Origin of the sequence: Shewanella sp. BF02_Schw (assembly GCF_014596695.2) — a bacterium.
Lineage (GTDB): Bacteria > Pseudomonadota > Gammaproteobacteria > Enterobacterales > Shewanellaceae > Shewanella.
This window is the reverse complement of record NZ_JABKAW020000002.1, coordinates 661708-685420: the sequence shown is the minus strand read 5'-3', so window position 1 is coordinate 685420 and position 23713 is coordinate 661708. Positions and strand designations below refer to the sequence as shown.

Annotated in this window: 17 protein-coding genes; 11 read left to right on the top strand and 6 right to left on the bottom strand. The window is 41.5% G+C overall.

Annotated features, from left to right (window positions below; all coding sequences use genetic code 11):
• Window positions 1-74: 74 nt before the first annotated feature.
• Together HNW13_RS11370 and HNW13_RS11365 are read right to left on the bottom strand one after the other, a co-directional pair.
• The gene (locus HNW13_RS11370) at window positions 75-1256 is read right to left on the bottom strand and encodes a hypothetical protein (protein ID WP_162022258.1); all 1182 of its coding nucleotides are present in this window, start codon (window positions 1254-1256) and stop codon (window positions 75-77) included.
• A 672-nt stretch (window positions 1257-1928) separates the two neighbouring features.
• Window positions 1929-3137: an IS256 family transposase gene (locus HNW13_RS11365; RefSeq protein WP_192115415.1), complete on the bottom strand. Its 1209-nt coding sequence runs from the start codon at window positions 3135-3137 to the stop codon at window positions 1929-1931.
• Between HNW13_RS11365 and HNW13_RS11360 the strand changes: the two genes are divergently transcribed.
• The 7 genes from HNW13_RS11360 to HNW13_RS11330 all read left to right on the top strand — a co-directional run bounded on the left by HNW13_RS11360 (window position 3138) and on the right by HNW13_RS11330 (window position 9254).
• Window positions 3138-4472: a sigma-54 dependent transcriptional regulator gene (locus HNW13_RS11360; protein WP_208062850.1), complete on the top strand. Its 1335-nt coding sequence runs from the start codon at window positions 3138-3140 to the stop codon at window positions 4470-4472.
• Between the two features lie 220 nt (window positions 4473-4692).
• Entirely contained in the window at window positions 4693-5310 is a 618-nt protein-coding gene (locus HNW13_RS11355) for a hypothetical protein (protein ID WP_101086190.1), read from the top strand.
• A 25-nt stretch (window positions 5311-5335) separates the two neighbouring features.
• Window positions 5336-6406 (top strand): hypothetical protein, encoded by a 1071-nt coding sequence (locus tag HNW13_RS11350; RefSeq protein WP_101086189.1) that lies wholly within the window; start codon window positions 5336-5338, stop codon window positions 6404-6406.
• Between the two features lie 54 nt (window positions 6407-6460).
• On the top strand, window positions 6461-7165 hold the full coding sequence (locus tag HNW13_RS11345) for a C39 family peptidase (RefSeq protein ID WP_243756246.1): 705 nt from the start codon (window positions 6461-6463) through the stop codon (window positions 7163-7165).
• Between the two features lie 10 nt (window positions 7166-7175).
• The gene (locus HNW13_RS11340) at window positions 7176-7889 is read left to right on the top strand and encodes a hypothetical protein (RefSeq protein WP_192115417.1); all 714 of its coding nucleotides are present in this window, start codon (window positions 7176-7178) and stop codon (window positions 7887-7889) included.
• Between the two features lie 29 nt (window positions 7890-7918).
• Complete coding sequence (locus tag HNW13_RS11335; RefSeq protein ID WP_192115418.1) at window positions 7919-8608, top strand: hypothetical protein; 690 nt, start codon at window positions 7919-7921, stop codon at window positions 8606-8608.
• Window positions 8580-9254 carry a transporter gene (locus HNW13_RS11330; protein WP_192115419.1) on the top strand — a complete coding sequence of 225 codons (675 nt, stop codon included), beginning with the start codon at window positions 8580-8582 and terminating at the stop codon, window positions 9252-9254. The genes HNW13_RS11335 and HNW13_RS11330 overlap by 29 nt, the downstream gene beginning before the upstream one ends.
• Before the next feature lie 160 nt (window positions 9255-9414).
• Here the strand turns inward: HNW13_RS11330 and HNW13_RS11325 are convergent, their stop codons facing one another.
• On the bottom strand, window positions 9415-10326 hold the full coding sequence (locus HNW13_RS11325; RefSeq protein WP_101086187.1) for a LysR family transcriptional regulator: 912 nt from the start codon (window positions 10324-10326) through the stop codon (window positions 9415-9417).
• A gap of 129 nt (window positions 10327-10455) precedes the next feature.
• Here HNW13_RS11325 and HNW13_RS11320 point away from each other — a divergent pair, with 129 nt between their 5' ends.
• From HNW13_RS11320 to fusA, 3 genes are all read left to right on the top strand, one after another.
• The gene (locus HNW13_RS11320) at window positions 10456-15009 is read left to right on the top strand and encodes a biotin carboxylase N-terminal domain-containing protein (RefSeq protein WP_192115420.1); all 4554 of its coding nucleotides are present in this window, start codon (window positions 10456-10458) and stop codon (window positions 15007-15009) included.
• Window positions 15010-15162: 153 nt separating this feature from the next.
• The gene (locus tag HNW13_RS11315) at window positions 15163-16632 is read left to right on the top strand and encodes a diguanylate cyclase (RefSeq protein WP_192115786.1); all 1470 of its coding nucleotides are present in this window, start codon (window positions 15163-15165) and stop codon (window positions 16630-16632) included.
• A 392-nt stretch (window positions 16633-17024) separates the two neighbouring features.
• On the top strand, window positions 17025-19118 hold the full coding sequence (gene fusA, locus HNW13_RS11310) for an elongation factor G (protein ID WP_101086185.1): 2094 nt from the start codon (window positions 17025-17027) through the stop codon (window positions 19116-19118).
• 106 nt (window positions 19119-19224) lie between these two features.
• Here fusA and HNW13_RS11305 read toward each other — a convergent pair whose 3' ends face one another.
• On the bottom strand, window positions 19225-20109 hold the full coding sequence (locus HNW13_RS11305; protein ID WP_192115421.1) for a LysR family transcriptional regulator: 885 nt from the start codon (window positions 20107-20109) through the stop codon (window positions 19225-19227).
• Between the two features lie 94 nt (window positions 20110-20203).
• Here HNW13_RS11305 and HNW13_RS11300 point away from each other — a divergent pair, with 94 nt between their 5' ends.
• Window positions 20204-20356: a hypothetical protein gene (locus tag HNW13_RS11300; RefSeq protein ID WP_192115422.1), complete on the top strand. Its 153-nt coding sequence runs from the start codon at window positions 20204-20206 to the stop codon at window positions 20354-20356.
• Window positions 20357-20490: 134 nt separating this feature from the next.
• Here HNW13_RS11300 and HNW13_RS11295 read toward each other — a convergent pair whose 3' ends face one another.
• Together HNW13_RS11295 and napA are read right to left on the bottom strand one after the other, a co-directional pair.
• A complete protein-coding gene (locus HNW13_RS11295; protein WP_101086183.1) occupies window positions 20491-20922 on the bottom strand; it encodes a nitrate reductase cytochrome c-type subunit in 432 nt (143 codons plus the stop codon).
• Between the two features lie 101 nt (window positions 20923-21023).
• Window positions 21024-23507 (bottom strand): nitrate reductase catalytic subunit NapA, encoded by a 2484-nt coding sequence (napA, locus tag HNW13_RS11290; protein WP_101086182.1) that lies wholly within the window; start codon window positions 23505-23507, stop codon window positions 21024-21026.
• Window positions 23508-23713 lie beyond the last annotated feature (206 nt).

Here is a 23713-nt window from a genome sequence, read left to right as displayed (position 1 = left end):
GCTTCACTTGCCTGAATGATTAATGAAAGGTTCAGGCAAGTAAAGTATCGGCCTGTTAAGTTAGTTGGTAGACATTACAGTGTGCTCGCCGCTGCAGTTATCATGGCGCGTATTTGCTCGACAATGTCTGACTCTACTTGCGAGTCGTAACCTTTAATACGTGGAGTATGAATGTGTCCTACCGGTAAATTCAAGTTAAATTGATCTCGAAGTAAAATACTGCGATAGGAAATTTCATTGGATAAATAGCCGCCACCAGAGCCTTCTACAGAAATTTCTTTTTGTAGTTCAGCCAGTGATGATGCCTTAAATTGTCCCCGAGATAAGGTGCTAATTTGATTATTGTCATTAACACTCCAATGCCCTTTCACTGCCGCCATTGCTTCAACGGGCAAAGAGAATTGCACAAACTCAGGGCCATTTAATTTGCCATTGGCAGAGGTTCCACCGTTAAATAATGGCGCTTTAGGATTGCGCTGACTGGCACCCGTTAATACATTTAAATTGTCTGGAGCTTCTGCGCTGCGATTACGTCCAGGAAAGCGTTCAATGTCGAAGTTTTCACGACCCATACTAATGGTAAACACCATGTCGACACTGTCTTCACGATAAAACGGCGTGAGTAACGATTCGATAATACCATTGTCGAAATCGCTAAATCTTACTGGAATCATTACGGTTTCGATTTGGGCTTTTTTACCATTAACCTCAAAACGATAACCATCGAGTGCTAATGCAGCTAAACCTGATGGATTGCTTTGGCCAATATTTCTATCAAGGAAAAAGGGGTCAAAACCGGTCACTAAAATATTAATTTGTGTATCGGGAGAAAACGTAATATCGCTAAAGCCGCGAGAGGACTTTTCAACTGCTTTGACTAAAATATCACGTTGCCAATCGGCCATATTGAATCCGGCTTTTTCTTGCTTTAGGACGTTACGCATGCTTAAACGACTCCAGTACAAGGAGCGATCATCACTGTGTCCCGATTGTACATCTCGTACAGCTTGCTGCCATAACCTATGCCCTTGATGCGCTGCCATTTCGGTAACGGCTAACTCATCAGTAGATTGGGCTAACTTGACCTCTAAAGTATCACTGATCGCTTGATAACGATTAACCACATTAGGCATAGTTTGCCCCGCTTTTGATACACGCATCTCTTCAACATCTTTTGAGAGCGGCCCAGCATTAACTGCAGTAGATAAGGTTAATGCCAATGTACTTAACATTATAAAAGCACTGTGTTTAATCATGATGGTTCCTTTAGGACCCTAGATGTCTATCTTTGGGTTGCATTTAACGACTTTACTGCCCGTGAGGCGGTCTACGTTATAGTTATAACACAGTTGTTTAGAGGGTTTAATAGGACTTTAAGACTCGTGTCAGTAAATCGTTTTTAAATTATGGATTGAAGTTAACCTCTTTGGAGGTCGTTAAATGTTGCAGATATGGCGATTTAATTGCTGCTTTTTATATACTATTAGCGCTTCTATACCATACTAAGATCATAAGAAAGATGTAGCTGAGATAACAGATACACTAAAGTTAGTCATCGTTACGGTTAATCTGGGGTGATAAGTCGATAAAAAGATGATTAAAAATGTACCAAGTGTGGTTCTGACTATGTATTAATATTGAATCAAATAATGATACTAGCTATGAGTGACTACATTATTGATGTATTAAATTACCGAAGATATAAACGATTAGCCAATGATCAGGGTTTATATTTCAGTAATATTATCCGGTTATATCTATAGATAAGATGCACATGCTAACCTTGTGTTAGCACTTTGGTGCTCACTGTATCGAAAGGATATCAACATGGAACCATTACTAATGGCAGGTTTTCAGTGTAATGAGCTAAATGAAGTACTTTCTCGATTAGACTTGACCCTGTAACAGATTCTGTGTAACTACCTAATTTATATATAATCTGAAATTCGTTCTTCAAATTCAATAATAAAGCGATTCAGTGCCGGTTTCCAGTTTCTAATCGGCATTGTCCATTTCTTCGATGCTTGCATAATAGCCAAGTAAACAACCTTCTTCGCAGAGTCATCATTAGGAAACAGTTTGCGGTTCTTGATGGCCTTTCTGATAACACTGTTCAACGATTCAATTGCGTTGGTGGTGTAGATTGCTTTTCGGATATCTTCAGGGTAGTTAAATAGTGTATTGAGATTAGCCCAATTTCGCTGCCAAGAGGCTGAGATACTCGGATATTTTTCATCCCATTGCTCGCCAAAACGCGCTAAATTCAGCAAGGCTTCTTCTTCCGTCACTGAGTGGTAAATCTTCTTTAAGTCAGCAGCAACGACTTTGTAATCCTTATACGGCACAAATTTCATCGAGTTTCGTACCATATGCACTATACAGAGCTGAATTTGTGTTTTCGGATATACGGTATTAATGGCATCAGGAAAGCCTTTTAGGCCATCTATGCAGGCGATGAGGATATCATTGAGTCCTCTGTTTTGAAGTTCAGTCAACACATTGAGCCAAAACTTGGCTCCTTCATTCTCCGCTATCCACATCCCAAGCAGCTCTTTGTGACCTTCAAGGTTAACGCCAAGGGCTAAGAAAATCGCTTTGTTGATGACCTTATTGTTTTCCCTTATTTTAACCACGATACAGTCTAGAAAAACGATGGGGTAAACAGGCTCAAGTGGACGCGACTGCCACTCTATAACCTGGTCTATAACTGAGTTCGTCACTCTAGAAATGAGCGTAGGAGAGATTTCAGCACCATACATCTCATCAAAAGTATCGACAATATCGCGTGTTGTCATACCTTTGGCATACAGATGTAAAATCTTGTCATCCATTGATGTGAAGCGGCTTTGATGCTTCTTAACAATTTCAGGTTCAAAACTGCCATTACGGTCGCGAGGCGTATCTAACTCAAAGCTACCTTCTTCCGTTTTGACTTTTTTGCTGGAGTAACCATTACGGCTATTGTTAGTGAGGGCTTTCTCATTTTTTTGATAACCTAAATGATGTTCAAGTTCAGCATTTAATGCTGCTTCAACGGTAACTTTAGTTAACATTGCCCTGAAATCATTTAGGTCTGCTTCAGACTTTATGCCTTTGGCTGCTTGTTTAGCGAAAGCTTCTAATTCTTGTTTATTCATGTGCTACCTTCCATTGACCCTAATAGGGTACTGGTTGAAAAGCAGTTACACAAAATTATTTACAGGCTCTTAGACTTTCAGCTTCACTACATTGATAAGTATGATCAAAATAAAATTCCCATCAATTGTGCCCTGTGTTTAATCGATCTTCGAAAAGAAAATATCATAAATGAAATCAATTATCTGGTCAGAGAGTTAGACCCTAGGGTCCATATCATTGTACTCATCAATAAATCACAACTCGACATTGCAGCGATCACGACTTTTATTGCGCAATATGCTTGGGATTTTTGTACTAGCCCTATTGATCCTGAAAGATTAGCGAAATGCTTGGGTCATGGCATTGGTTTATCTAAATTAAAGCAACAGCATCATGTTCCACAGCCTGAATTAGCTGGCAAAGAAACCGATCCATCGGTGTATCCATCGGACGTCATGCAACAGTTATTTCGTCAAGTTGAGCGAGTTGCACCGACAGATATTCCGGTGCTCATTCGAGGAGAATCTGGCACTGGTAAAGAATTAGTCGCGACCAAACTACATCAATTATCTTCTAGGAAAGATGGACCTTTTATTACGGTTAACTGTGGTGCTATGGCTGCTGGCTTAATTCAATCGGACTTATTTGGTCATGAAAAAGGTGCCTTTACGGGAGCAACAAGTAACAGGAAAGGCAAAATTGCATTGGCTGACGGTGGTACATTATTTTTAGATGAAATTGGTGATTTACCCGCTGAGTTGCAAGTCAATTTATTGCGTTTTTTACAGGAGGGGTTGTACGACTCAGTGGGCGGCGGCATACCGCAATCGGCTGACGTGCGTATTTTAGCGGCGACTCATGTTGATTTAGAAAGCGCCATTGATCAAGGCCGTTTTAGGTTAGACCTTTATTACCGTTTGAATGGCATAACTATAATTACCCCAAGGTTAAAAGAAAGGCGTGATGATATTATCGGTTTAGCCAATCGATTTATTCGGGTGTATTCGAATGAATATGGACTTGTGACAAAGCCATTATCGCAATCAGCTTGCCATGCACTATTAAACTACCCATGGCCAGGAAATGTCCGCGAGTTAATTAATCGTGTTCGCCGAGCGGTGGTATTGTGCGACACGCCGCAGATAAGTGCACAAAATCTAGAGTTAGCTAATATCGATAAAAAACGCCACATTGCGCTATCGCTTAAAACCTTAAAAGACAATGCTGAAAAACAAGCCTTACAACAGGCTATTCTGATTGCAGACGGTCAAGTTGAGCTTGCAGCAAGTTATTTAGATATTTCAAGGGCAACCTTTTATCGACTCATGGATAAACATCGTTTACCGCTGATGTAATTGGTTTAATTGAGACACTATTTAGTTGCTTATTCAGTCTTAATATTAAGATTGTACCTAAAAATAGAATTAAGCTTTATATCAATAACCTAGCTATTTTTATTCTTAACTTTAAGAATCCCTCTTGATCTAGAAAGCGCTATCTATATGAAATTTAATAACTTTCATGTTTGGCATAAGGGTTGCTATATCCTTTTATCAAATATGGAAGGAACATCTTATGGAAATCATTAGCCAGGTACATTGCAAATTGTTGCAATTATCATTGAAGCGAGCAATACAGCTCAGTGCGCTATTGCTGGTTGCTCATTCATACGCTGATGATTCAACGGTGATTGGTTCACATGTGATGCAAGGCGCAGGTCGGGCAAGTATCAACCAAGCTGCTGGCGATTTTAATATTCAGTCTAACAGCCATGCATTAGGCCAACGCACGTCTATCCAAACGATTAATTACAACCAATTACCGCAACCAACATCATTATCAGAATTTAATAAGCAACTTACTGCAGTAATAGACAGCCAAGCCTTTGCTCAATTTCAAGGCTTAGCCAGTATTAATCAAGTCAGCGGTGAGCAAAACATACAAGCTAACATAGGCAGCATTGCCATGGACTCGACCCTAGAAACCATCATAGGGCAAGGGTTGAATGATGAAGCCTTAACTCAAGTGTCGAGCCAATTGGCACCGTCATCTTATCAATTATCACACTATCAGGCCGACATCGCTCCAGACAGTTTTTTGGATGCGCAGGGCGTGATGCAGATTAATCAAATTTCTGGTGACAATAATGTTGCCATTAACCAGTTCTCGTTGCAGTTACCAAGCGGGAATTAATAATCATCGATCGGAGGAATGGAAGATGAAAAAACTCACTCTAGTGCTAAGTATTGCAGCAATAATGAGTAGTTCTGCATATGCAAATGGAATGACAGATTCAGACAGTAGTGTTGAATTAGATAAAAAAATAGATGTATCTAAAGAGCTTAAATATAAAGGTAAAGTGACCATTGAAGGCACTATCACGGCTAATGGTTTAGGCATGGCTGTAGTTGAAAATGTACAGGAAACTAGCGCAAATTTAGTTGAAAATTATTATCACGATAATGACGCTAAAATATCTGGTAATGCGTTTGAAAACTCAAGCGGTAATATTGGTGTTAACCAAGCGGCAGGTGATTTTAATGCGCAAAGTAACTCAGCTGCATTAGCTTCTATTGATGCCGGTTTTGCTTTTGGCTCTGGTGATGCTGAAATCTTCAGTACTCAAATGGGTGGTTTTAATGGTGTGTGGAACGAAGCCTCAACTAATACATCAACCATCAATGGTGCGTCGTTCATGAATGCCTCAGGTAATATTGGTGTCAATGTTGCTGCAGGTAACAACAATATTCAGGCTAACAATATGGCCGCGTCTTCATACAATGGTCGTTTAGGTGAAGCCAGTGTGTCTAATGTGCAAAGTACTGGGCATAACGGCACGATGAATATAGGGGTTGTTCAGGATAGCGTGGAATATGTCGATGTGGATCTTGTTCTTGATGCCGGAGGAACCTATGAAGGTACGTCCGCTTTAAATGATGCCTATTATCCAGAAATTATTTTAGAAGGTGACGGAGAACATAATTCAGGAACAGGAACTGTAGTGGGTCATGTTGATTTTGATACAGAAAACCCATCTGGTGCTGAAGTGATGACCTTTGATGAAGAAGGTGATTTAGCGCTTAATGGTACCGTGAGTGGTCAATTACCTTTCTTTGTTCAAACTGTGCTTCAGAAGTCTAATAATTCTTCATTATTAGCTGGAACAGCCTTCCAGAATGCATCGGGTAACATTGGGGTTAACTTGGCCAGTGGTACGGGTAACCTTCAGTCAAATAACCTTGCTTTAACAAGCATTACGGGTCCTGCAGAGATTATTTCTGGCGAGTAAAGACCTAATGATACGTTATGAATAAGGCAGGGGGGTAACCCCCTGATTCATCTTATGCGCGACATAACTAATTTAATGATTGCACTGCTGATCATGTCCAGCTTTAGTCTCACTTATTACAGTTACGCAGCAGATATCCCATTAACGGGTGTCGTGCCGGGTATGGGAACCTATTCTAAATCTATTCAGAGTATACGTGAGCGAAAATTTGAGCATGTTATAGAGCAAAAAACCGACTTTTCATGCGGTGCCGCTAGTCTAGCTAGCCTGTTGAAATATGCCTATGACCGTCAAGATATAAATGAGCAGGAAGTGTTAATTGGCATGTTAGAGCATGCCGATCTGACATTGGTACAAGAGCAAGGATTTTCACTGCTTAATATGAAACGGTATCTGCAATCTCAAGGATTAAGGGGGCGGGGATATAAAGTCGGTGAAGCTGAAATGTTGTTGCTCAAGATACCTGCCATTGTATTACTTAATGATGGTGGCTATAGCCACTTTGTGGTTTTTCGTCGACATGATCGCGGAGAAGTTTATTTAGGCGATCCCGCATTAGGTAATAGGATCATGACAATGGATGAGTTTACCCAAAAGTGGAATGGGGTTGTATTTGTGGTTATTGGGCAAGAGTATCGACGTGATAATCCATTACTACATCCAAGAGCAAAACTAACGTTTAAGGCACTCGATCCGCTCTCACCTATGACGGATGCTGAGTTACTTGAGTTTGGTTTTTCTTATTCAGATATGCTTTAAGGAGGAAGTTATGAAACTAAGCATGATGCTATTACTGACGATTGCAGCACCTGTGATGGCCAGTTCGCCTTCATTGACGGTATTCCAACATAGCCAAGTGCTGACAGACTTTGAATTGGAATCAATGAAAGGTAAATACACTAATAATGGCCAAGATTATTACTTTGGCTTGCAGATGCAAACGCAGTTTATTCAAGATAATGGTGTCCAGCAACAAGTTGGAATGCAAATTGAGTTTTCTCAAGTCGACAATCAGCCCTCAGTGAATATTACTATCAGCGATCCCAATGCCATTAGTAGTAACAATGGGTTTCAGTTAGATGCTTTGGGTCAAACAGCAGGATTACAACAACGAATTCAAATCGCTGGGAGTAAAAACTTAGCCGTCAATGAATTAGATATGGCTCAAGGGCGATTAACCCCGCTACTGCAAGGGATTAATGTTGCCGTCGGCACAACGCTTGTGAGTAATAATGGCAACACCACGTTTTCGGCTAACGGTAATACAGTTGGCTATCAGGTCGAACTGGCTTCAGGCAGAGCCAGTCAAGGTATTAGTTATCAAAATGGCAATGGTCAGTTAGTTCAAAGCATTTTTATTGATGGACTCAGTCATGGAGTGATAAACCAGTCTACACTAAGGTATGACGGTATGCCTGTTGGACCAATTAAGTCAAATATACTTGGTAGGCAAATCAGCGATTTAACCGCACTAGGATTTTAATTCATTTTGTACAAGCCAAGGATGTATTTATGAATAAGAAATGGACCTCAGCTGTCGCAGTGATCCTGCCTGGAATATTGGCAGTACCTGCGTATGCTGCAGATACTGATCCTCAACCAGCCTTAGAATCAACCTTATCTGAACAAGATATCGCAGTACTTAAACAGAAATTGATTCAGTTGAATCAACAAATTAAATTACAGCAACAGACCATTAATCAGATGGCTCAACAGGTGCTCAAGCAAGAGGCATTAAACAGACAAGCCAGCACGAAAGATCTCGCCTCAACGACTAAGCAACCATCAACTCCATCATCTGCACCATCATCTGCAACATCGTCAGCCGAGCGACAAGATGTTCAATCAAGCCAGCAAGGCGCAATCGCCAGCAACACAACAGAACGAAAAAAAGCGCCAGACAGAGCAAGAAGTACTGATGATGTATTACAAGAAGCACATAATGTCTTCTCTCGGAAATTTACCGTAGAACCCTCATTTACCTATAGTTACTACAGCCGTAAAGATCTCATTCTTAGAGGGTTTTTAGCACTTGATGCTATTTTTTTGGGTAACTTAAACCTAGATCGTATTCGCACTAATACAACACGATTGGATCTCACTACCCGCTATACATTAAATGAAAACTGGCAGTTTGAGCTCGGTTTGCCGTATCTGTATCGTTGGACTCAGTATGACTCAGTGGGGGGAAGGCAACTCTAGTCAACGATATGAAACGGCTAAAATTAGTGGTGGTCAAATAGGGGATGTCAGTGGTGCAGTTTATTACCGCATTAATACTGAATCTGTAGATTGGCCCGATTGGGTATGGAACTTCAGAGTTCGCGCGCCAACGGGAAAAGATCCTTTTGGGATTTTGCTTGAAACATCTGATACCGGCAATTTAACCTATCCTACAGAAATGGCAACGGGTTCAGGTGTTTGGGGGGTATCGACAGGGTTTAGCTTAGCAAAAACGTTTGATCCTGCGATTGTGTTTTTTAATTTAAATTACGGTGCTAGTTTTAAAGAAAGCTTTGATGACTTATCTGGCGCACCAGGGTTAAGCCCCGGTGAAATTGATTTAGGCAATTATCTGGATTACAGCGTGGGATTGGCCTTTGCGGTTTCCGAACGAATGAGTTTGAGTATGAGCTTTAATCAGCGATTTTACAGTAAGACCAAACAAAGACCAGAAGGTGGAGAGTGGGAGAAAATCCCTCGTACTGACACCAATACTGCGAGTTTAGGTATTGGTGCTACGTTAGCCTTATCGCCCAATCTGTCTATGGTGACATCAATGGGTGCTGGACTAACAGAAGATTCACCTGACTACCAAATCAGTCTGCGATTTCCTTATCGATTTTAGTGCTGTTCAGAAAGATTCGCGTTATAAGTTTCTCAATCGAGATAACCTTAAATGGCTTATTTGGCCATTTGAGGTTGTTATTTGAGCTAATATTCTGGTATTGATGCGAGACCATGTGCATAACAAAGACCCGATGGTGACACGTTTGCCGGTGTATAGTTTAACTCATCATCGAATTCAATGATTCTTGGCTGGTATATCGTTTGGTGAAAAAGTCTAAAAAAGCACTTATATTACTGGCTAGTTGACGGCGACTTGAATACACCCCATACACTTTAAACGGTTCCATTGGCCATTCTTGTAAAATGGGCACCAAGCTTCCGGTTGCAAGTTCTTGCTTGCAACTAGTATTAGAAAGCATGGCAATACCATAATCATCCAACGCTAAACGTTTCACCATACTGGCGCTATTAACTCGCACTTTACGTTTAAAGGTCGCCATTATTTTACGGTTACCTTTACCTAATGCCCAAATGGGTGCCGACAGTGTAGTGCCGAGTAAAATGCCGTTATGCTGAGTTAATTCTTGTGGTGTTGCAGGGCTGCTGAATTTTTTAATGTAACCAGGGCTTGCAACCAAAATAGGTTGGCGTTCAAATAATAACCTGGCGACAAGATCTGATGACTGTAGTGGACCATACTTAATTGCGATATCGTAACCTTCACCCACAAGCCCGACATCGTTATCGGTAAATTGAATATCGAGTTCTATATTGGGATAAAGGCGCATAAAACTAGAACATAAATGGCCGATAACATCTTGTGAAAATGATACCGGAATGGCGATACGTAACGCACCAGAAATATCATTATGGGTGTTTTCTATGGTGGCTTTGGCCGCTTCAATTTCATGACTAATAGAATCACAATGTTGAAAAAATAATGCGCCTACTTGAGTCAGACTTAAATTTCGGGTGTCTCGTTGCAGTAATCGTACCCCGAGTTGTTCTTCTAATTGAGCAACTTTACGACTAATTGTTGATTTAGGTTGTCCGATCTCTCGTGCTGCTTGAGAGAATCCTTTTGCTCTAACAACGGCTGCAAACAGCATCATACCGTTCAAATCGGGCATTCAAACCTCACTGTCTCAATTATGGAACAAAGCGTCCAAGCTAGTTTATATGGTAATTTACCCATTAACAAAGTTATATTTACGGGCTAAAAAAATTTTTCAGAGGCTATATAAGCAGAGGATCTAAGGATGACCAGCAAAAAGCAGCCCGCTAACAAGACTCAAGCACTATCGGCTGACCCACTTTTCTTACAAGCTGAACACTTGGCTAAAGACTTTTCATTATTTCCTGCTCATAACAAGCAGAGTTTATCTGAAGAAGTGAAAGGATTATTAACAGAAGATTCCATTCAATCAAACTTGAAGAGTTTGGCATCTTTAGACGTTGACGGTTATGTCAATAAAGTTATTCAACCGACTTTGGATAAAAACCGCCCAGGCGCGAAGCGTATGATCGCTGACTTAAAAGGCAAGATTATTGCCGAAAGTCATATCGGACCGTTTTACCGTGCTGAAGTGGAACTTAACTTTGGTACTCGTACTCGCCGTATCGGTTTTATTGCGCAAGAGCGCACGACCGCAAACGGTGCATGGATGCCAGAACACCATCTTGCAGCATGTAAGGCTATCCGTCACTTCGCAGAATTGTCGATGCCAATAGTATATTTAATTGATACTCCTGGTGCAGATGCTGGCGAAATTGCCAATAGCCAAAATCAAGCGCATACCATTTCTAAAGCGATTGCTGAAAGTGCTAATGTTGATGTACCGACTGTCGGTATTGTGATTGGTGCAGGCTATTCAGGTGGTGCAATTCCATTAGCTGCAGCGAACATTTTACTATCTGTACGAGATGGTATTTTTAACACCATTCAGCCACAAGGTTTACAGAGCATTGCGCGTAAGTACAACTTGTCATGGCAGGAATGTGCTAAATCGGTAGGCGTGTCACCAGAAGAGTTATATACCGCTGGGTGTATTGACGGCATTATCGATTTTACTCCATCAGATAAAGATGAGCGTCAGCATAATTTCCGTCGTGCGATTATCAGTTCTATTGAAGCCGTTGAACGTGCAGCAATGAACTTTGTGCGCGAATCTACCGATTTAAAAGAGCATTATGATCGCAGTTTACAGCGTTATTTAGCGCCGTCGGCTAATCTGCTCACACTTGAAAATAATACCCGCTTATCGGTCGCCAATAACCCAACGATGTACCACAATATTTTTGGTAGTGCATATCGTTATTTGCGTTATTTGACCTTGCGTAGCCGTATTCATTCAATCTCACAAGAACAGTATGGTCGCTTATCAAAAGTGAGCGTGCCAGAAGGTGATTTGTTAGCGCGCATTAAGCAAGAACAGGAACGCGTGTTCCAGGCGTGGTTAACCAACCCAGATAAGCTTGTTTACGATGAAGAACTGAATAAACTTTGGGGTACATTCAGCGCTAAACGTAAAGACATTTCTGCCGAACGTAACGTGATTACACGTTTTATTTTGGGTGAACCAAAAGAGAACTATAAAAAAGCACGTAAAGCATTGTTATTTAACATTGGTTGGTCGTTATACCATCGCTGGAAAAGTAACGCCGCTAACAATTTCAATGGCTTAATTAAGCATTTAGAGTCACTGCCTAAATCTACAACGCAAGCTCCATGGCCTGAGCTAAGTCAGCTTACTGTATTGGATATTGTGGTTAACGATGAATTACGTGCTGATTTTATTTGGCAGTGTCATAACGTGCTTATCTTCAATGCGCTATATGACAATGTCGTAGGCAGCTTGGCGTCAATTTCGAAAGAAGCCATGATGTCAAAAAGTTTATCTCGTGAATCAGTGGATAAATTACTCCACAAATCGATTGATAACGCATTATCGACAAGCGACAAAGCTAACGACAAGAGCAAGTTCTATAAGTGGCTTAAATACTTTATGGATCAATCGAATCGTGCTGAATTGCTTACTCGTGTAGAGCAATGGAAGAGTGTGGGTTTCCCGCAGTTAAACGATTCGCTGTTTGTAATCTTAACTTATTTCTTCGAGCGTCTATTACCAGAGTACTTTGATAGTGAAGATGAACACGATAAATACACGGGGACAATTAACCCTGTACGTATTGGTCGTCGTAAGGATTTTTGGAACCGTTTAACAATGGGTTACCAAGACTTACTGATCCAAAAAATTCTTCGCGAAGAGAAAAAACAAGGCAAGATGGGCTGGGAAAATATTATCAAACAGTTCTTTACTAAGTTTGATGAAATTGATGCCGACAAAATGTCAGCTAACATGCTTAACTTCCCTGGTTTCCGTTTATCGATTGAAGATGCTATTGATAAAAAGATCCGCCCTTGTGGTTTAATTACCGGTCTGGCTGACTTTAATAATAATGGCAGTAAGTTACGTGTTGGTGTTGCCATTTCAAATACGGCATTCCAAGCGGGTGCATTTGATATGGCCAGTGCTGAAAAATTCAGTTCGCTATTAATTGAATGTGCAAAGCGTAAATTACCGGTTATTTGTTTTATCAGCTCTGGTGGTATGCAAACTAAAGAAGGTGCAGCGGCATTGTTTTCAATGGCGGTCGTGAACGATCGTATTACGCGCTTTATTCGTGATAACGAATTACCGGTATTGATGTTTGGTTTTGGTGATTGTACTGGTGGTGCTCAAGCCAGTTTTGTAACCCATCCTTTAGTGCAGACTTACTATCTTTCTGGCACCAATATGCCGTTTGCTGGTCAAATGGTGGTACCTGCGTACTTACCATCTACAGCCACATTGTCTAACTACTTATCTAAAGTGCCAGGGGCAATGACGGGGTTAGTTCATAATCCATTTAGCGACACCTTAGACACTCAGTTGTCGGGTATTGATCCACTGATGCCATTACCGACAATTAAGATTGAAGACGTGATTAGCAAAGCGTTGTCGACTTTAGTGCCTGAAGTGATTGAGCTAGAGGACGTTATTGTACAGGACGATCCTCGTGCATTGATGAAGCCTATCCATAAAGTACTAGTGCATGCTCGTGGTTGTACGGCAGTTAAACTGATTCGTAAAGCACACGACAACAACATTAATGTGGTGTTGGTGGCCTCAGATCCAGACATGACATCTGTTCCAGCAGATATGCTGAAAGATACTGATAAACTTGTGTGTATTGGTGGTAATACATCAGATGAAAGTTACCTCAATGCTTACTCAGTATTGAAAGTCGCTGAGTATGAAAACGTTGATGCGTTGCACCCAGGTATTGGTTTCTTGTCAGAAAGCCCACAGTTTGCGGCATTATGTGTTAACAATGGGGTCAACTTTGTTGGTCCTAGCGTGCATTCAATGACGACCATGGGTAACAAATCTAATGCTATCCATACTTCTCAAAAGCAAAATGTGCCGGTTGTTCCTGGTAGTCATGGTATTTTGACAAACGCAGAACAAGCCGTGAACGTAGCGTCTGAAATTGGTTATCCTGTGCTGTTAAAAGCGGTCCAAGGTGGTGGTGGTAAAGGTATTCAGGTTGTTAAACGCCCTGAGGACATGATTGGTTTCTTCCAGAAAACTGCGACAGAAGCCGCCGCTGCGTTTGGTAATGGCGATTTGTATTTAGAGAAATACGTTACATCATTGCGTCATATTGAAGTGCAGTTACTGCGTGATAAATTTGGTAATACCAAAGTATTGGGTATTCGCGACTGTTCAGTGCAACGTAATAACCAGAAAGTGATTGAAGAGTCTGGTTCGACTATGTTGCCTGAAGAGCTCAAGCAGCGCGTGATGGAATACACTCGTGCGTTAGGTGAAGCGACCGATTACATGGGCGCAGGTACCGTTGAGTTTATTTATAACTTAGATGCTAACGAAGTGTACTTCATGGAGATGAACACACGTCTTCAAGTAGAGCATCCTGTGACTGAAGCGACATCGGGTATTGATATTGTTAGCGCGCAGTTTGATATTGCTGCGGGTCGTTCAATTGAAAATCTACAGCCAATAGACCAAGGTTACGCCATGGAAGTGCGTGTGACTGCGGAAAAAGCGGCGCTTGATAGCCACGGTATTCTTCAGCTTATTCCTAATCCTGGTAAAATCACTGAATGTGTATTGCCTCAGCGTGACGATGTAGAAATTATTTCGATTGCAGCAGCGGGTAAGGAAGTATCGCCATACTATGACAGCTTGATCGCACAGATCATTATACGAGGTACTGACCGTGCCGACGTTGTGTCTAAAATGTATGCCTACTTAGATAGCGTAGTGATTAAAGGTATTGCGACTAACATTCCATTGTTGAAGCTTATCCTTAAAGATCCAACCTTCAACGAAGGGGTGTATGACACAAACTACTTGCCACGCTTAATGGCTGAGTTAGACATTCCAGCACTGATTGCTGAAATGGAAGCGGCAGCAGAAGCGATTGAGGTTGATACTGAATCATTACGTGTTGGCGAAAGCAACGAGTTGAAAGTATTGGCTCAAGGTGCAGGTATTTTCTATACCTCTCCAGCACCAGGTGAAGCAGACTTTGTTAAAGAAGGTGACATTGTCACGGTTGAACAAACATTGGCATTGATGGAAGCAATGAAGATGTTCTCTCAACTAACGTTAGCGGGCTTTAATCGTCAAACAGGTGTGTTATATCCTGAAGACCAAAAGTATCGTATTGAACGTATTCTTAATAGCAATGGACAGCAAGTTTCACAAGGCGACTTACTGTTTGTTATTTTGCCAATCGAAGCGTAATACCTACGATTGATTATTGAATAAAATACCCGCTATTTAGCGGGTATTTTTTTGTCATACTTTCGTATGTTGTAATACACTTAAGAGTATATACACTTTTGGTTCAACTAATTTGTTGGACCATATTGTTGGAGCATACTATTTTGAAAAATGATGCGAACATTGAGTCGACTTGAGTTCTCTAGCGTATTATTGATTACGCTGTTGATATTCATTAATTTGATTAACGCTAAGCATGCCAGTGCTTCGGTGGTTGAGAGTCAGTCTGCCATCAATTCAAAAAACCGTAATATCATCCGTTATTGTGTTGATCCCGATTGGTTACCTTATGAAGCCATTGTCGATGGCCGTCATACTGGTATTTCATCTGATTATTTAGCATTATTAACCGACTATACCGATTTGACTTTTGTGTTAGTGCCCACCTCGTCTTGGCGACAGAGTTTAGAATTACTCAAACAAGGTATATGCGAGTTAACCCCCATTTTAAATCAAACCCCCAAACGCGACGCCTATCTCTCTTTTAGCGATATTTTTTTTAAATCTCCAAACGTCTTGGTGTCATTAAAATCCCAACCTTTTTTACAAGGCTTTGAAAACATCGGTGATCGCTTATTGGCTATACCCAAAGATTATCGTCTAGTGGAATATATCCAACAATTTTACCCGACTATCAATACCGTGTTGACTGATAATGAGCGACAAGGATTGGAAAAGGTGGCTAACGGTGACGCGGATGTCTTCGTAGGGTCGATGTTTTCTGTTAACGCGTATATTCAACAACACGGGTTAACCTCGCTAAAAATAGCGGGTTGGGGTGGTCCTGAAGATGAGTTACGTATTGGCGTTACTCATGCAAAGCAAGGTTTGCTGCCACAGATTAATGCTGGATTGGCAAAAATCACTAAGGCAGACCATATTTCAATTTATAAAAAATGGCATAATATTACTGTTATTGAAGACATTGATTACAGCCTAGTGATCCAAGTGGTGACTGCTCTAGGAATGTTTATCTTATTTCTGCTTTACCGAACAATGTGTGTGAGCAAGTACAACCTTCATTTAGAAACCAACAACAAGCAGTTGCAAAAATTACAGTTAGAGCTGGAGAAGAAAAATTGCGACCTCGATTTTTTGGCTCAACATGATCCGCTGACAAAATTGTATAACCGCCAATATTTTAATCAAACCTTTTTAGATGATGCAAGGCAGCCGCTGAAAAAAATGGGTCAGAACAACAAGATGAGTTTGATCATCATGGATATTGATTTATTTAAAGCAATAAATGACCTGCATGGACATGCAATTGGAGACAAAATATTAGTTCAAGTCGCACAAGTATTACAAGCATCAGTAAGGGAACTTGACGTTGTAGCCCGGTGGGGCGGTGAAGAGTTTGTGGTGGTTTGTCAGCATGTACAGTTACACGATGCCACTGAGCTTTGCCAACGAATTACTGATGAACTTAGTTATTTTCATTTTTATCACAATATTAACGTGACTTGTAGTTTCGGGATTGCCTTATTGGGCGAGAATGAACCTATACAAGCTTGCTTTGAACGAGCCGATGCCGCGTTATACAAAGCTAAGCAGTCTGGGCGTAATCAATATTGTAGTGCGTAGATAAAAACCACATCTTGCTGGATGTTTGTGCCATTAGCAAAAATCGATCTTTATGTGAATAAATGCATATTTGTTGTGGTGTGATGTTGTTTCGCGACATTATGTGGCTCTAAAAATGCCGATTTAGGTATTTCATCTAAAATTTAACATTTTTCGGTCAAATTACTCCTAAGACTAAAAAATAATCTACTATATTTTAGTCAATTGTTTTATATGCAATTTATAGCATTAATTGAGCTTTTTTATGCTAAAAACAAATAAATATTGCAACAGCTATTTGCGCCCAGCAAGGTTCCAATTTACAATATGCGCCTTAATAACCTGATGTGCGGTGTGTCGGTTCTTTTTCGCATGCTCCGTCTACTTCTTAAACTAATCATTAAAGTTGAATCATGACCGAATTATCCAAATACAGAAACATTGGTATCTTCGCTCACGTTGACGCGGGTAAAACCACGACCACCGAGCGTATCCTTAAGCTAACCGGTAAGATCCATAAGATCGGTGAAGTACATGATGGTGAATCAACCACAGACTTCATGGAACAGGAAGCTGAGCGCGGTATTACCATTCAGTCTGCAGCGGTAAGCTGTTTCTGGAAAGATCACCGTTTTAACGTTATTGACACTCCTGGCCACGTTGACTTTACAGTTGAAGTTTATCGTTCGCTAAAAGTGCTTGACGGCGGTATCGGTGTATTCTGTGGTTCAGGCGGCGTTGAGCCTCAGTCAGAAACAAACTGGCGTTATGCTAACGATTCTGAAGTTGCGCGTATCATCTTCGTAAACAAGTTAGACCGTATGGGTGCTGACTTCTTACGTGTTGTTAAGCAAACTAAAGACGTATTAGCGGCTAACCCATTGGTTATGGTTTTACCAATCGGTATCGAAGACGAATTCTGTGGTGTTGTTGACCTACTAACTCGTGAAGCTCACATTTGGGATGATACTGGTTTACCAGAAAACTTCGAAATTAAGCCTGTACCAGCTGACATGGTTGACATCGTTGAAGAATACCGTGAATTGCTGATCGAAACTGCTCTTGAGCAAGACGATGCTTTATTAGAAGCTTACATGGAAGGTGTTCAACCATCTATTGAAGACGTTAAGCGTTGTATCCGTGCGGGTACTCGTACAATGGCTGTGTTCCCAACATACTGTGGTTCAGCATTCAAAAACAAAGGTATGCAGTTATTGCTAGATGCCGTTGTTGATTATTTACCTGATCCAGTTGAAGTTGATCCACAACCTCTAACTGACGAAGAAGGTAACGAAAATGGCGAATTCGCAATCGTTGATGTTGATGCACCTTTTAAAGCATTAGCGTTCAAGATTATGGATGACCGTTTTGGTGCGTTAACTTTCGTACGTATCTACTCTGGCCGTTTGAAGAAGGGTGACACCATCCTTAACTCATTCACTGGCAAAACAGAACGTATTGGCCGTATGGTTGAGATGCAAGCTAACGAACGTAACGAACTTGAATCAGCACAAGCTGGTGACATTATCGCTATCGTTGGTATGAAGAACGTGCAAACTGGTCACACTTTATGTGATCCTAAGCACCCTTGTACACTAGAAGCCATGGTATTCCCTGAGCCAGTTATCTCTATCTCTGTTACGCCAAAAGATAAAGGCGGTTCTGAGAAAATGGGTATCGCTATCGGTAAAATGATTGCAGAAGATCCATCTTTCCGTGTAGAGACTGACATTGATTCTGGTGAAACCATCCTTAAAGGTATGGGTGAACTTCACTTAGACATTAAGGTTGATATTCTTAAGCGTACTTACGGCGTTGACCTAATTGTAGGCGAGCCTCAAGTTGCTTACCGTGAAACTATCACTAAAGAAATTGAAGATAGCTACACGCACAAGAAACAGTCTGGTGGTTCTGGTCAGTTTGGTAAAATTGACTACACTATTCGCCCTGGCGAGCAAAACACTGGTTTCACTTTCACTTCTAAAGTGGTTGGTGGTAACGTACCTAAAGAATTCTGGCCTGCTGTTGAGAAAGGTTTCAAGAGCATGATGAACACAGGTACTATCGCAGGTTTCCCTGTGTTAGACGTTGAACTTGTGCTTCAAGACGGTGCTTTCCACGCAGTTGACTCGTCAGCTATCGCGTTCGAAATCGCTGCTAAAGGTGCTTTCCGTCAATCTATGCCTAAAGCCGGTGCACAACTTCTTGAGCCTATCATGAACGTTGACGTATTCAGCCCAGATGACAACGTTGGTGACGTAATTGGTGACCTTAACCGTCGTCGCGGTATGATCAAAGATCAAAACGCTGGTGTTACAGGTGTTCGTATTAAAGCTGACGTACCGTTATCAGAAATGTTCGGTTATATCGGTTCACTACGTACAATGACTTCAGGCCGTGGTCAATTCTCTATGGAATTTGCTCATTACAGCCCTTGTCCAAACAGCGTTTCTGAGAAAGTTGTTGCTCAAGTTAAAGAACGTAAGGCTGCTGAAGCTAAGAAGTAATTCTAGTTTCGACTTGCCCATAAAAACCGTTGCCTAGGCAGCGGTTTTTTTATGTCTTTTTTATGTGATTTCTACGATATTAAATGGTTATGACACAGTATTGATATTATTCATGACTGTTTCTGCTGAGCGTTAATAGCGCTTGGGCTGGTGGGGTTAACGGTAGGTTCTCTCGCCATATTAAAGCCAGATCCCAGGTCATTGCCGGTTGCATAGGTTTAAATACCAGTTTGCTATTGGTTAGCCGTTGGCAAATGGGTTCGGGTAAAATCGCGACGCCTAAGTTAGCTTCAACCATTGCGGCTAAAAAGTCCCACTGACCTGTTCGAAAGGCGATATTGAGGTTTACACCAACTTTACGGCTTAAATAATTAATTAACTTTGCTAATGAAAAGTCTTCGTTGTAAAGAATGAAGGGATAAGATTCAAAGTCTTGCCAGCGTATGTCAGCATTGTTAGCGAGTGGGTGGCCTTCTGGTAAGCAAGCCAGTAAGGGATATTTAGTCAGAAGTTGACTTGCTAACTCTGTTTTATGCGTTGTCGGAAGTGCAGTAAAGGCTATATCTAGACTGTTGCTCAATAGTGCTTGCTCGCAACCAAATCCGCCATACTCGTACATCTGTAATTCGATTCCGGGATATTTTCGTCGATAATCGGTCAGCAAAGGAGTGATTAAACTACTCATCATAGGGCAGACACCAAGTCGTAATCGTCCTGACTTCAAGCCACTGAGGTTGTTAATACCTTCTTGTAGTCGATGCCAATGGCCTAAAATTTCCCGTGCACTTTGCTCAAACAATTGTCCTGCTTGGGTTAATTCTACTGTTTGGTTATTCCTGATAAGCAATTGCTCACCAATGTTGTCTTCTAAACGTTGAATGGTTTTTGTCAGTGTCGGTTGGGTCATAAAACATTTTTGTGCCGCCCGGGTAAAGTTTTTGGTTTCAACTATGGTGAGAAAGGTCTGTAAGGTCTTGATTGGGATGTTCATGCTTAAATGGAATCCTCTCTATGGTAATTATTCATTTTACCTATGAACCCTAAACGATTACTTTGAACTCGTTAACAAAAACGGAGCAATGGTTATGAAGTCAACATCAAGTTTATGGGTCGGTGCATTATGGCAAGCGGCGATGCCTGTGAAGCATGAGATACAATCACCTAATACGTCACAAACATCAGCAGAACCGAGTTCGCCAGTTACACAGCAGACATATAAACCAACAAACCCAGCCTAGGCTGGGTTTTGTTTTTAGCCCTTTTGTTGTTCGGACTTGTACCGTTTTAACACTGACACTGATAAAAAAATGCCACTTCGATTGAAGTGGCATTGCTCAAATTGAGGAATGGGGGGAATTTATATCTTCACTAATTACTTTGTCGTAAATGTGTTTTCCACTAACTCCTGTTTATTATCTGCTTGTGCAACATGGCACTGTACGCAGAAGTAGTTCATGCCATTTAATGTGCCTTTGTCATCTATAACGTGTGACTTCGCCACTGGCGTTGCTTTCATTCTTTTTGCTTTATCCCAGCTATGGCATGTTAGACAGCCATTTTTGTCTGTAGTGATGCTATAGCTATCTTTGTGAGGGATTAACGGCGGTTGTTCTGCAAAGCTGCGCGCGATAGCTTTTCCTCTTGTAGGGTAGGTGGCGATAGCATCAGCAGGTGAGTTGTCGGTTATGGCGACGTTACCTACACGAGACTCTACTTTTACAGGAGTATTGTCTGCTACGGCTTGTTGTCCAGAATATGCGCTAAGGCTTAATAGTATGGCCACGACGCTAAGTAATTTTTTCATTTTCATCTCCGTTACATCCTAATGAATGTAGAAATCGAGTGTCGCAGCTGTCATGGTGTAATAATCCAGTGACAGCTGCAGCAATTAATATAAAAGCAGTATTAGGCTTTAAATATTTTTACTGGACACTTTTTGAAATCAGTTTCTTTTGATAATGGGTCAGTTGCATCCAAAAGCAGCTTGTTGACTAATTGTTTAGCGTCGAAGAATGGCATAAAGACCACCCCTCTAGGTGGCTTGTTGCGACCTTTGGTTTCCACTCGGGTGTTGATTTCTCCACGTGGTGATGCCACGGTAACCTCGTCCCCTTGGGCTAACCCACGTGCTTTAGCGTCAGCAGGATGCATAAAGACTTGAGCACTTGGCATTGCTTTATGCAATTCAGGTACGCGAGCGGTCATTGACCCTGTGTGCCAATGTTCCAGTACTCGTCCTGTTGACATCCACAGATCAAATTCTTCATTAGGCTCTTCTGCAGCGGGTTCATAAGGCAGTGCAAATATGACGGCTTTCCCATCTGGTTTACCGTAAAAATTGAAGCCTTCACCGGCTTTGACATAAGGGTCACTGCCTTCAACGAAGCGGCGGGTAGTTTCTTTGCCATTAACGACAGGCCAGCGTAATCCTCGCGTTTGATGGTAAGTGTCAAAGTCTGCTAAATCGTGTGCATGGCCGCGACCAAATTGAGCATATTCTTCGAAAATACCTTTCTGCAGGTAAAAACCAAAGTGTTCGTTTTCATCGTTATAAGCACCTTTACAATCGCTGGTAGGGAACTTATTGATTACGCCGTTAGCAAATAACACTTCATATAACGTTTTATCGGCTAGCTCAGGTTGTTTAGCGATTAATTCAGCAGGCCAGACTTCACTCACTTTAAAACGTTTAGAAAATTCAACTAACTGCCATAAATCAGACTTAGACCCTTCAGGTGTTGGAACAAGCTGATGCCAGAAATGGGTACGGCGTTCCGCGTTACCATAAGAGCCTTCTTTTTCAACCCACATTGCGGTTGGAAGAATTAAGTCTGCGGCCATTGCCGTGATAGTTGGGTAAGGATCCGAGACCACAATAAAGTTTTCTGGATTACGGAAACCTGGATAAACTTCATCATTGATATTAGGACCAGCCTGCATATTGTTAGTACACATAGTCCAATAACAGTTTAATTTACCATCTTTAAGCATACGGCTTTGCAGTACGGCATGGTATCCAGGTTTGGCTGGAATAGTGCCGGCAGGGACTTGCCAAAGTTTTTCAGTAATTTCACGATGTTTATCATTGTTCACCACCATGTCAGCAGGTAAACGATGTGAGAATGTGCCTACTTCACGAGCAGTACCACAAGCTGAAGGTTGGCCCGTTAACGAGAATGGGCTGTTGCCCGGAGTGGCTATTTTACCGGTGAGTAAGTGGATGTTATAGAGCATGTTATTTGCCCACACACCACGAGTATGCTGGTTTATACCCATGGTCCATAAGCTCATCACTTTGATGTTAGGGTCGGCGTAAGCTTTTGCCATAATCTCAAGTTTGTCAGCCGGTACGCCGCTCATTTTAGCTGCGTATTCTACAGTGTAAGTGCTAACGAATTTAGCATACTCGTCAAAGCTAATCGGTTTGGCATCACCGCTACCTGGGTTTTTAGCTTTCTTTTCCAATGGATGTTCAGGGCGCAAGCCATAACCAATGTCAGTGGTACCTAGGGCAAATTTAGTGTGCTTGCTAACAAAGTCTTTGTTTACGGCTTTGTTTTGAATAATGTAGTTGGCAATATAATTTAAGATGACTAAGTCTGTTTGAGGCTTAAACACCATGGCATTATCTGCTAAGTCAAAGCTACGGTTCTCGTAAGTAGAGAGTACGTGTACGCGGGCATCTTTATGGCTTAAGCGACGGTCTGTTAAACGTGCCCATAAGATGGGATGCATTTCTGCCATGTTGGCGCCCCACAATACAAAGTGGTCAGCGGCTTCTAAGTCATCATAACAACCCATGGGTTCATCAATCCCGAAGGTACGCATGAATCCGCCAACAGCTGATGCCATACAATGGCGTGCATTAGGGTCGATATTGTTGGTCAGAAAACCTGCTTTATGAAGCTTAGATGCGGCGTAGCCTTCCCAAATGGTCCATTGACCAGAACCAAACATCCCTACAGAAGTTGGGCCTTTTTTGGCTATGCTGGCTTTCCATTTTTCGGCCATGGTATCAAAGGCAACGTCCCAACTTACTGGCGTAAAATCACCTTCTTTATCATATTTTCCATCTTTCATTCTGAGTAATGGCGAGGTTAATCGGTCCTTGCCATACATGATTTTAGATAAGAAATAACCTTTAATACAATTTAAGCCTTTGTTAACAGGGCTTTCAGGGTCGCCTTGAGTGGCAACAATTTTACCATTTCGAGTACCCACTAAAACACTACAACCTACACCGCAAAAGCGACATGGGGCTTTATCCCATTTTATTTCACTTTTACCTTCTGCAGCTTGAACGATATTAATTGGAATAGCGATACCCACGGCCGACGCTGCTGCGGCAGCGGCGTTGGCTTTTAAAAACTCGCGACGACTGATGCTCATGGTGTTCCTCACTCTTAGAATGTTGTACTTGGTACGTGATAGTCATTGGAGGTGACGTGATAGAGTGAGTCTAGACCTTACTAATAACATGGGTATACCTCAGAATGGGTATAGTGGTTAATAGTTGTGCAAGGTCACATTTTTCAGCGTGATGTAAATCTCATTTTAACAATTAGGTAAATGCTGTTTTAGAGATTGCTTGTAAA

Bases quoted from the DNA above. Each gene is read 5' to 3' on its own strand.
- HNW13_RS11370 (WP_162022258.1), bottom strand. From the start codon at position 1,256: ATGATTAAACACAGTGCTTTTATAATGTTAAGTACATTGGCATTAACC.
- HNW13_RS11365 (WP_192115415.1), bottom strand. From the start codon at position 3,137: ATGAATAAACAAGAATTAGAAGCTTTCGCTAAACAAGCAGCCAAAGGC.
- HNW13_RS11355 (WP_101086190.1), top strand. From the start codon at position 4,693: ATGGAAATCATTAGCCAGGTACATTGCAAATTGTTGCAATTATCATTG.
- HNW13_RS11350 (WP_101086189.1), top strand. From the start codon at position 5,336: ATGAAAAAACTCACTCTAGTGCTAAGTATTGCAGCAATAATGAGTAGT.
- HNW13_RS11345 (WP_243756246.1), top strand. From the start codon at position 6,461: ATGCGCGACATAACTAATTTAATGATTGCACTGCTGATCATGTCCAGC.
- HNW13_RS11340 (WP_192115417.1), top strand. From the start codon at position 7,176: ATGAAACTAAGCATGATGCTATTACTGACGATTGCAGCACCTGTGATG.
- HNW13_RS11335 (WP_192115418.1), top strand. From the start codon at position 7,919: ATGAATAAGAAATGGACCTCAGCTGTCGCAGTGATCCTGCCTGGAATA.
- HNW13_RS11330 (WP_192115419.1), top strand. From the start codon at position 8,580: ATGACTCAGTGGGGGGAAGGCAACTCTAGTCAACGATATGAAACGGCT.
- HNW13_RS11325 (WP_101086187.1), bottom strand. From the start codon at position 10,326: ATGCCCGATTTGAACGGTATGATGCTGTTTGCAGCCGTTGTTAGAGCA.
- HNW13_RS11320 (WP_192115420.1), top strand. From the start codon at position 10,456: ATGACCAGCAAAAAGCAGCCCGCTAACAAGACTCAAGCACTATCGGCT.
- HNW13_RS11315 (WP_192115786.1), top strand. From the start codon at position 15,163: ATGCGAACATTGAGTCGACTTGAGTTCTCTAGCGTATTATTGATTACG.
- fusA (WP_101086185.1), top strand. From the start codon at position 17,025: ATGACCGAATTATCCAAATACAGAAACATTGGTATCTTCGCTCACGTT.
- HNW13_RS11305 (WP_192115421.1), bottom strand. From the start codon at position 20,109: ATGAACATCCCAATCAAGACCTTACAGACCTTTCTCACCATAGTTGAA.
- HNW13_RS11300 (WP_192115422.1), top strand. From the start codon at position 20,204: ATGAAGTCAACATCAAGTTTATGGGTCGGTGCATTATGGCAAGCGGCG.
- HNW13_RS11295 (WP_101086183.1), bottom strand. From the start codon at position 20,922: ATGAAAAAATTACTTAGCGTCGTGGCCATACTATTAAGCCTTAGCGCA.
- napA (WP_101086182.1), bottom strand. From the start codon at position 23,507: ATGAGCATCAGTCGTCGCGAGTTTTTAAAAGCCAACGCCGCTGCCGCA.